This is a genomic window from Acidovorax sp., assembly GCF_022763525.1.
Taxonomy (GTDB): Bacteria; Pseudomonadota; Gammaproteobacteria; order Burkholderiales; family Burkholderiaceae_C; genus Acidovorax.
Window position 1 is genome coordinate 1 of record NZ_JALEGG010000236.1, and the last position, 9,666, is coordinate 9,666.

Below are 9,666 nucleotides of genomic sequence, written 5' to 3' on the forward strand. Positions count from 1 at the left end.
AGATCCGCAGCCCCAGGCACATCGCACCCAACACCACCAATCCAGCCCTTCAGCAGCTAACCCCTACGGGGATGCGCCTCTGAGCAGCGAAGCCCTCAACTATAGCACTGTTTTGAAAGCTGAACGAGAGCTGGATAGAAAATTTCCCCATTCCAACAGAGGAGCAACCCTGACAATTGCGCAAGCTTCGGGGGATGGCCTCTCCAAGCCCCCCCCCCCGATCAGACCCTCCACTTCTCCAGAAGCTTCTCAGGACTTAGGCTGTCGTAGCCCTCAAACGGCTGGTGGATCCAGGGGTTGGTGGGCAAGAATTCGACAGAATAGTCTGGCGTAAAGGTCGACAGACCTTTCGTCCAGATCACCGCACTGCGCAGCTCGGTGATCGGGGCATAGTTCGTCTTCAGCATGTTGATCACTGCATGCAATGTGTGACCGGAGTCAGCAAGATCATCAACCAGCAATACTCTGCCAGCAATCTCACCCTTGGGGGTTGTGATAAACCGGGCGATGTCCAGGTGCCCCTGAACCGTACCCGCTTCGGCGCGATAGGAACTGGTAGACATGATGGCAAGGGGCTTGTCGAAAATTCGGCTCAGGATGTCCCCAGGCCGCAACCCTCCCCTGGCTAGACACAGAATCGTATCGAACTCCCATCCCGACTGGTACACCCTGAGAGCTAGCTTCTCGATAAGGCTGTGGTACTCGTCATAGCTGACGTAAAGGTGCTGGCCGTCTTCAGTCAACATGCGATGGTCCCTGGATGAATAGCGAAATGTACGAAGATGTTGTAGAGATTGTCACGTCAATCGGCGCCATAGGGATGGCGCATCATGATGGTGTGGTCCCTATCGGGGCTGGTGGAGATCATGTCGATGGGCACGCCGGTGACTTGTTCGATACGCTCCAGATAACGGCGGGCGCTCTCGGGTAGCTTGGCATACTCCGTAACCCCCACGGTGGATTCAGCCCAGCCCGGCAGCGACTCATAGATCGGGGTGCAGCGCGCAATGTCGTCTGCCCCCATGGGGAGCAAATCGATGCGCTCCCCATCAAGCTCGTAACCTGTGCAAAGAAGCAACTCTTCCAAGCCATCCAGCACGTCGAGCTTGGTAATGCACAAACCCGACAGACCGTTCACTTGTGCGCTGCGCTTGAGCAACGCAGCATCAAACCATCCACACCTGCGGCTACGCCCGGTGGTGACACCTTTTTCAGCGCCAACGGTACTCATGTGATAGCCAGGCGTACCTGGAACTTCCCAGTCCAACTCCGTCGGGAATGGACCGCCGCCAACGCGCGTGCAGTACGCCTTGGTAATGCCAAGAATGTAGTGCAACATCCCCGGGCCGACTCCAGACCCTGCCGCAGCGTTTCCAGCCACGCAGTTACTGGACGTCACGTAGGGGTAAGTACCGTGGTCCACATCCAATAGCGTACCCTGGGCGCCTTCAAAAAGAAGATTGGCGCCTGCACGATGAGCGTCATTCAGCTCACGGGACACATCGGCCATCATGGGTTTGAGCAACTCAGCATGCCGCATCGCTTCAGCATATACAGCGTCAAACTGGACCTCGCCATTCTGGAGATACGGTTGGAGCATCGCACCAAAGGCAAACGAACCGGAACGCAGGTAGGTGGTAAGAACGTGGTTGTGCAATTCGAGCAGGTCACGCAACTTCGCCGCGAAGCGTTCCGGGTACTTCAAATCCTGCACCCGCAGCGCGCGCCGAGCAATCTTGTCTTCGTACGCGGGGCCAATGCCTCGCCCCGTCGTGCCGATCTTCTCTGCCCCCCCTTCTTCCCTGGCCGCCTCTCGGGCCACATCCAACGCCGCATGGAAGGGAAGAATAAGCGGACATGCCTCGCTAATACGCAGACGCGAACGCACCTCAACACCGGCCTTCTCGAGACCTTCAATTTCTTCAAACAGCTTGGCCGCCGACAGCACCACTCCGTTGCCGATGTAGCACTTCACCCCTGGGCGCATAATTCCGCTGGGAATCAGATGCAAAGCGGTTTTCACTCCGTTGATCACCAGCGTGTGGCCAGCATTGTGGCCTCCTTGGAAGCGCACCACGCCTTGCGCACTCTCTGTCAACCAGTCAACAAGCTTGCCTTTGCCCTCATCACCCCACTGGGTTCCTACCACTACCACGTTGCGACCTTTGGTTGCTTTCATCTCAAACCCAATTCAATTTTCAATTGCTGAAACAGCCTGCACGACCCAGCGGCCCGCAATCTGCACTAGTTCTCGATCGCAGTGGAATTCATCCACTTCGCTCTCATGCCCCGGCAAAACACACACAACGGTCTCGCCGGCTTGACGAAGCTGGGCAATCGCTGCATTCACATCGCCGGACCCCCCCCAAGGCGCCCGAATAGCTGCCTTCAGGGCCCGCGGAGGAGCGGCACCAACCACCTGCTTGACATCCAAACTGAAGCCCGCTGCAGGACGGTTGCGACCAAACACCGCACCGACCTCGTCGTACCGCCCGCCTCGCACCAGCGCATCACTTGCGCCCAAGGAATAAATCGCAAAGCGCGCGCCGCTGTAGTAGGCATAACCACGCAAGTCTGCCAAGTCAAAGGTCACCTTGGCACCCTCAAGATGGGCTGCGATCCACTTCAAACTTGAAAGCACGCTGTGTAGATCGGGGAAGCTCCGGAAGGCACTTTTAGCCTCCTCCAGCACTGACGCATCTCCATACAGCTGCAACAGCGCCTGCAGGCCCTCACGCGACTCCCTGGGGAATTCACGAGATAGCGATGCCAACTCGCCAGCATCCTTAGCGGCCAAGGCGGCATGAATACCATTGAGCATCGGAGCGCTCAGCGTCAACCCCGCAAGAAGCCCCCGCACGATGCGCACATCCGCGAGATCTATCGTGAGATCGCCAACGTTTGCAATGCGCAAGCACTCTTGTGCCAGCAGCAACGCTTCCAGGTCAGCCTCGAGGCCGGCGTGCCCATAAATCTCGGCGCCGAACTGAAGGGGCTCACGCGTAGCATGAGGACGATCCGGCCGGGTGTGCAGCACGGGGCCACAATAGCAAAGGCGGGTCACACCTTTGCGATTGAGCAGATGAGCGTCAATCCGGGCTACTTGGGGAGTTGTGTCCGCCCGCAGCCCCATGGATCGTCCCGACAACTGGTCTACCAACTTGAAGGTCTGCAGATCGAGGGCTTCCCCGGTACCTGTCAGCAGAGACTCCAGGTGCTCGAGCAACGGAGGCATGACCAACTCGTAGCCATAACAACGGGCTGTATCTAGCAGCCCGCGACGCAATTCTTCGATGTGCCGCGCTTCGGACGGCAAGACATCGGCAATGTGATCCGGCAGGACCCAAGCAGACATGGAGAAAAGGGAAGGCTGTTAAAACCGCGATTCTACCGGGAGCGCGGAATCCCTAGACAATCCACGCGCGGCTGAGTTGTTGCTGGAGCTATGAAGGCAGAAGGTCAAAAAGGCACCTGACAGGGCGAAGAATGCACCAGTCAAGCAGGGGTTCGCACGACCAACCTGCGGGTCAATGCAGATGGCCCGCTAAAGACTAAGAAAGCCCACCCATCCTTTGCCGCGACGTTCCGAGCTGCCGCCAACTAGGCGGCGTGACACTCTGCGATGCTGTTGCAGGCGGCGCAGAGAATTACTTGCGGGGCTGAGCAGGAGCAGTTGAACCATTCCCCCGAAAGGTCTTGAAAAACTCGGAGGATGAGGGGTCCAATACCATGACATCACTCTTCTTGTTGAAGCTCGCCTTATAGGCCTCCAAGCTCCGGTAGAACTGCGCAAACTGAGGATCGCGACCGAATGCTTCTGCATAGATGCGCGCGGCTTCCGCATCACCTTCACCCTTGACCTTCTGCGCGTCACGGTATGCGTTGGCGATGGCAATCTCCCGCTGCCGATCAGCATCAGCGCGAATCTTCTCCCCTTCTGCCGCACCGGTCGAACGAAGTTCGTTGGCCACCCGCTTGCGCTCTGCCTCCATGCGCCGATACACCGACTCGGTAATGGCCTCTACATAGTCCACACGCGTGATGCGCACATCCACCACATCGACTCCCCACGGTTTGGCACCCCGAACCGCTTCAAGAACCTCGCGCTTCACATCCGCCATCAGCGCCTCGCGCTTCAACGACAACAGCTCCTTGACGGTCCGCTTGTTAATTTCCTCCTGGAAGGCGTTGCGCACCACACGGTTAAGCTGCATTGCCCCAGCGCTTTCATCCAGCCCGACGTTGCGGATGTACTCTGTCGGCTCGGAGATTCGCCAACGCACGTACCAGTCAATGACAACACGCTGCTTCTCCGCCGTCAGCATAGGCTCTGTGTCACTGCTATCCAGCGTCAAGAGGCGTTTGTCGATGTACGAAACGTTCTGAAAAGGCGGCGGCAATTTAAAGTTCAACCCCGGTTCGGTAATCACTTCCTTGATCTGCCCCAAGGCATAAAGGACGCCAAATTGACGCTGGTCGACGACAAAGAGCATGGAGCTCAGAAGCGCCAGCACCACCAGAAGGGTCGACGCAATAAATCCAACTCTATTCACGGGAGCTCCTAGCGGGATTCGCGATCACGTGTGCGGTTGCTATCACGTGCTCGAGGGTCATTCGAAAAAGTTGAGGAGGGCGTTACAGGCGCCGCCGGCGTTGCCGCTGAGCCGGTGGACGCTCCTTCCAGGGCAGTACCGCCAGCCGCAACACTTTGCATGATTCTGTCCAACGGCAAATACAGCAAATTCGAGCCTTGGCGCGATTCGACCAATACTTTGGTCACATTTCCGTAAATCTGCTGCATTGCTTCCAAATACATCCGATCCCGCGTGACCTGGGGAGATTTTTGGTACTCGGCAAGAATTGCGGAGAAGCGCTGCGCATCCCCCTGCGCCTGGGCCACGATACGTGCTTTGTAGGCAGCCGCTTCTTCGTTCAGACGGGAGGCCGAGCCCACGGCACGGGGAATGACATCATTGGCATACGCTTGAGCCTCATTCTTGGCCCGCTCCCGCTCTTGGCCGGCCTTGAGCACGTCGTCGAAAGACGCTTGCACTTGCTCCGGAGGTCGCACCCCGCCTTGCTGAAGGTTGATGCCCACAACCTCAACGCCCACCTTGTAGCGATCAAGAATCGCTTGCATCAGCGTGCGAACTCGCGGCGCGATTTGATCTCGCTCTTCTGCCAGCGCGGTATCCATGCGCATTTTCCCCACCACCTCTCGCACGGCGGTCTCAGCCGCCTGAACTACGGCCTCCGAGGGATTTTTACTTTCAAAAAGCCAAGCACGCGCATCACTCAAGCGATACTGAACTGCAAACTTGATCTCGACAATATTCTCATCTTCGGTAAGCATTGCAGACTCACGAAGGCCCGTGCTCTTGATGATGCTGTCGCGCCCCACGTCAGCAGAACGGATTTGTGTCACAAAAACCAGTTCATGTCGTTCAATGGGGTATGGCAACCGCCAGTTGAAACCAGCACCTACGGTACTCTTGTATTTGCCGAACTGAGTGATGACTGCCTGCTGACCTTCCTGGACAATGAAAAACCCAGTCCCCATCCAAATAACAAAGATGATGCCGGCAATCAGGCCAATCCCCACGCCTGCGTTTTTCATATCGGGCTGAAAACCGCCGCCAGGGCCACCATTGCCAGGACCTCGACCGCCACCGTTCTTTGGTCCAAACAAGCCTCCGAGCTTCCTGTTAAGGTCGCGCCACAGTTCATCCAGATCCGGTGGCTGCCCATTGCCGGGTCGTTGGTCGCCCCCGCGCTGACCCGACTGCGGAAGAGACGGGCGCTCTTCCGGTCGCCCCCCTTCTTCGGACTTGCCGTCTTCGCCACGTCCCCAACGGGGATCATTGAGATTGAACATGCCCCGAATACGTTGGGGCAGCGTAGCCCAGCGTAGGCTGCGATTCTGGAAATTCATGCGCAAAGTCTCTAGTTCTCTGGAGGGCGTTGGTAAGGCTGGCATTGTGCCGAATCAGGTTGCCGCGCCTGGCAATTCAATGGAACCATCAGGGGTCTTGCATTCTTGAGCTTGAGCGGCCATTACCCTGGCCGAGAGGACTCGGCGAAGAGAATCCAAGCCCTCTCCGGAGCGGGCGCTCACAAAAAGGCGAGGCAATGGTTGACCATTCATTTCATACTGATCTTCCAATTGCAACGGGCGCTGCTCAGCCTCCAAGGCATCGAGCTTGTTGAACACCAGTATCTGAGGTATATCCGCAGCTCCGATTTCCTGCAGCACCCTCTGGACCTGACCCATCTGCTCTGGAAATCCGGGATTGGAAGCGTCAATGACGTGAAGCAGCAAGTCGGCATCCACAGCCTCTTGCAGCGTTGCCTCGAAAGCATCCACCAACCCATGAGGCAGATCCCGAATAAAGCCCACAGTATCGGATAAGGATACAGACCGACCAGCGTCCCCCAGATAGAGCTGGCGAGTGGTGGTGTCCAGCGTAGCGAACAACTGATCAGCGGCATAAGCCCGGGCTTTCACCAAGGCATTAAACAGCGTGGATTTTCCCGCATTGGTGTAACCCACCAATGAAATGTTGAACGTGTCGCGCCGCTCGCGCTGCCTTCTCTGCGTAGACCGCTGCCGCTTGACCTTCACCAAGCGTTCGCGTGTGCGTTTGACCGCGTCACTGATCATCCGACGGTCCAGTTCGATCTGTTTCTCACCTGGCCCACCGCGCGCGCCAATCCCACCAGTCTGGCGCTCCAGGTGCGACCAGCGGCGGACAAGGCGTGTGCTCAGATACTGGAGCCTGGCGAGCTCCACCTGCAGCTTCCCCTCGTGGCTGCGGGCACGCTGGGCAAAAATTTCCAAAATGAGGAGCGTGCGATCATTGACGGGGAGTTCCAGATGGCGCTCCAAGTTCCGCTGCTGCGCAGGGCTCAATGACTGATCAAACAGGACCTCAGCCGCCCCATGCATCTGCGCCATCGTGCGGATTTCATCCGCTTTTCCACTGCCGACGAACAGCGCAGCATCAGGCGCCTTGCGTTTACAGGTCAAGCGAGCAACAGGATTCATGCCTGCGGTTTGGGCGAGCAATCCCAGCTCTTCCAGATCCCCGTCAAAGTTAGGAAGTCCGAAATCCACTCCGACCAGCAGCACCCTGGTGCCTTCTACCGACGAGGATGTCATCTAGTGCGAGACCACTTGCTCACGCAGGCCAAAGGCGCAGGGTAACGGGGAATACTCCAGAAACAACAACTCAAGCGTTGTTGCTCTCGGCATCAGGGGCGTCGGAAGTGGAAAAATTAACCGCGCGACCTGGGACAATGGTGGAGATCGCGTGTTTATAGACCATCTGTGTCACCGTGTTTCGCAACAGCACCACGTACTGATCGAACGACTCAATCTGCCCCTGCAGCTTGATGCCGTTCACCAGGTAGATGGAAACAGGAACATGCTCCCGGCGCAAGGCGTTGAGGAAGGGGTCTTGCAAAAGCTGGCCTTTATTGCTCACGATATTCTCCGTGTTCAGAAATGTTGTTGTAAACCGGCACCTTACCACAGCAGCGAGGCACCCCTCACAACATGGCACATGGCCCTGCCAAGCCAGAGCCCTTTGGGTCAGTCGTCACCCTTTTCCACGAAGGGGTTGTGCGAGGTTTTCATTTCGATCCGTAAAGGTGTGCCCACCAGATCAAACTCCTTTCGGAAGCGCCCCTCCAAAAACCGCTTGTAAGCATCCGTCACGTGCTCCAACGAGTTCCCATGGATCACGATGACCGGCGGGTTCATTCCTCCCTGGTGCGCGTATCGCATCTTGGGGCGAAACATGCCGGCGCGTTTGGGGCTCTGGAACTGCACTGCCTCCAGCAACAGACGGGTCAATACGGGCGTAGACATCTTGCAGGTTGCCGCTTTGTGTGCCTGCACAATGGACGCCCACAGGGGCCCAAGGCCCTGGCGGTTCTTGGCCGAAATGAAATGCAGCGAAGCGAACTTCAAAAACGCGAGCCGAGTTTCGATGGAGCGTTCCAGCAATTGGCGTTGATAGTCATCCACCGCATCCCACTTGTTGACCGCAACGACAACCGCACGGCCGCTTTCCAGGATGTAGCCAGCGATATGCGCATCCTGGTCCGTCACACCCTGGGTCGCGTCGAGCAACAAAAGCACCACATTGGCCGATTCGATGGCTTGCAACGTCTTGACCACGGAGAATTTCTCGATGGCCTCAAAAACCTTGCCTTTTCGCCGCAATCCGGCCGTGTCGACCAGTTCAAAGCGCTGACCGTTGCGCTCAAAGGGCACCGAAATGGCATCCCGGGTGGTACCGGGCATGTCAAACGCCACCAGCCGCTCCTCACCCAGCCACGTGTTGATCAACGTTGACTTGCCGACATTCGGTCGCCCGGCCACAGCCAACTTGATGAGGCCTTTATCAGAGCCCGCATCGGCTTCGTCCTGCTCGGTCAGCTGCAACGGGTCCAGGGCAATGCCAACCAAGCTCCGGATGCCTTGACCGTGCGCAGCCGATATCGGATGGATCTCGCCGAGTCCCAGTTCGTAGAACTCTGCAAGTTGCACTCCCTCCAACATCCCTTCCGCTTTGTTGGCCACCAGCACGCAAGGCTTGCCCAAGCGACGCAGATAGTTTGCGATGTCATGATCCTGCGCTGAGACCCCCGCTCGAGCATCCACCACGAAAATGACGACGTCCGCCTCGGCCACAGCCTGTTGCGTTTGCTTGGCCATCTCTTTGTAAATGCCGCTCGACGCATCAGGCTCGAATCCGCCAGTATCGATGACGATGTATTCGTACCTGCCCTGCTTGCCATTACCGTAATGCCGGTCACGCGTGAGCCCCGCAAAATCGGCAACGATGGCATCGCGCGACTTGGTCAGGCGGTTGAAGAGCGTGGATTTGCCGACATTCGGGCGCCCCACGAGGGCGATAACTGGCTTCATTCAATCAAATCCATCAATCTGGTCGGTACCCATAGATGCCGCCGTTGCGGGTTACCACTACCAATGTGTCGGCCGCCACGACAGGCGCGGCAGCGATACCGGAGCCATCCGTAGTGATACGGTTGAGCGGGGAGCCATCTGCGCGGGACAGCAGGTGGACCAAGCCGGTGTCATCTCCCACCACGACGGAACGCCCCAGCAACAAGGGTGCCGTGAGCTTGCGATGTTTGAGCCTGTCCGTTGCCCACAGCCGCGTACCGTCCTTGCGATTCCACGCGATCACGGTGCCATTGCTTTCGGCGCCGAACACCGCATCGCCGTCGCCGTGCACCCCTTCAGCCCCACTGGCAGGCTGTGACCACGTGACCGCGCCCCTCGCGGCGTTGACACAACCCACGGCGGCTTGAAACGCACGCGCGCAGACGGAATCTCCGACCCGGCTGGTACGCCCCACCAGTTCGACAAGGCGCTCCACATCATTGGTTCCACGCGAACTCGCCAAAGGAGCCTCCCAGCGAACGCTTCCATTGTCCGGATTCAGCCCAACGACACGACCTGAGAAACCAACAACCAGGGTATCGCCCACCGCCAAAAGCACACCGGCCTGACGCAACACCAGCGGCTCTCCCGTGCGCTGCTGACTCCAGATTTTTCGACCCGTCGCAGCGTCATACGCAGCTATGGAACGATCTGCCGAGAGAACAAACACACGCCCTCCAGCCACCAGGGGC

General features: G+C 57.9%; 9 protein-coding genes. All 9 read right to left on the bottom strand.

Features of this window, described 5'->3' with window-relative positions; all coding sequences use genetic code 11:
• Positions 1-221: 221 nt before the first annotated feature.
• Entirely contained in the window at positions 222-746 is a 525-nt protein-coding gene (locus MRY84_RS17965; RefSeq protein ID WP_291507065.1) for a phosphoribosyltransferase, read from the bottom strand.
• Between the two features lie 56 nt (positions 747-802).
• Complete coding sequence (locus MRY84_RS17970; RefSeq protein ID WP_291507066.1) at positions 803-2,179, bottom strand: adenylosuccinate synthase; 1,377 nt, start codon at positions 2,177-2,179, stop codon at positions 803-805.
• Positions 2,180-2,191: 12 nt separating this feature from the next.
• Positions 2,192-3,355: an ATP phosphoribosyltransferase regulatory subunit gene (locus MRY84_RS17975; RefSeq protein ID WP_291507067.1), complete on the bottom strand. Its 1,164-nt coding sequence runs from the start codon at positions 3,353-3,355 to the stop codon at positions 2,192-2,194.
• Positions 3,356-3,647: 292 nt separating this feature from the next.
• On the bottom strand, positions 3,648-4,553 hold the full coding sequence (gene hflC, locus MRY84_RS17980) for a protease modulator HflC (protein WP_291507068.1): 906 nt from the start codon (positions 4,551-4,553) through the stop codon (positions 3,648-3,650).
• Between the two features lie 8 nt (positions 4,554-4,561).
• Positions 4,562-5,932, bottom strand: a complete 1,371-nt coding sequence (gene hflK, locus MRY84_RS17985; RefSeq protein ID WP_291507069.1) for an FtsH protease activity modulator HflK — start codon at positions 5,930-5,932, stop codon at positions 4,562-4,564.
• A gap of 54 nt (positions 5,933-5,986) precedes the next feature.
• A complete protein-coding gene (gene hflX / locus MRY84_RS17990) occupies positions 5,987-7,159 on the bottom strand; it encodes a GTPase HflX (RefSeq protein ID WP_291507070.1) in 1,173 nt (390 codons plus the stop codon).
• 70 nt (positions 7,160-7,229) lie between these two features.
• Positions 7,230-7,484 (bottom strand): RNA chaperone Hfq, encoded by a 255-nt coding sequence (gene hfq / locus MRY84_RS17995; protein WP_291507071.1) that lies wholly within the window; start codon positions 7,482-7,484, stop codon positions 7,230-7,232.
• A 107-nt stretch (positions 7,485-7,591) separates the two neighbouring features.
• Positions 7,592-8,935 (bottom strand): ribosome biogenesis GTPase Der, encoded by a 1,344-nt coding sequence (gene der, locus MRY84_RS18000; RefSeq protein WP_291507072.1) that lies wholly within the window; start codon positions 8,933-8,935, stop codon positions 7,592-7,594.
• A 13-nt stretch (positions 8,936-8,948) separates the two neighbouring features.
• Positions 8,949-9,666: PQQ-binding-like beta-propeller repeat protein (locus MRY84_RS18005; protein ID WP_291507073.1), on the bottom strand; the 718-nt coding region annotated here is incomplete at its 5' end.

Bases quoted from the DNA above. Each gene is read 5' to 3' on its own strand.
- hflX (WP_291507070.1), bottom strand. From the start codon at position 7,159: ATGACATCCTCGTCGGTAGAAGGCACCAGGGTGCTGCTGGTCGGAGTG.
- MRY84_RS17975 (WP_291507067.1), bottom strand. From the start codon at position 3,355: ATGTCTGCTTGGGTCCTGCCGGATCACATTGCCGATGTCTTGCCGTCC.
- der (WP_291507072.1), bottom strand. From the start codon at position 8,935: ATGAAGCCAGTTATCGCCCTCGTGGGGCGCCCGAATGTCGGCAAATCC.
- MRY84_RS17965 (WP_291507065.1), bottom strand. From the start codon at position 746: ATGTTGACTGAAGACGGCCAGCACCTTTACGTCAGCTATGACGAGTAC.
- hflK (WP_291507069.1), bottom strand. From the start codon at position 5,932: ATGAATTTCCAGAATCGCAGCCTACGCTGGGCTACGCTGCCCCAACGT.
- MRY84_RS17970 (WP_291507066.1), bottom strand. From the start codon at position 2,179: ATGAAAGCAACCAAAGGTCGCAACGTGGTAGTGGTAGGAACCCAGTGG.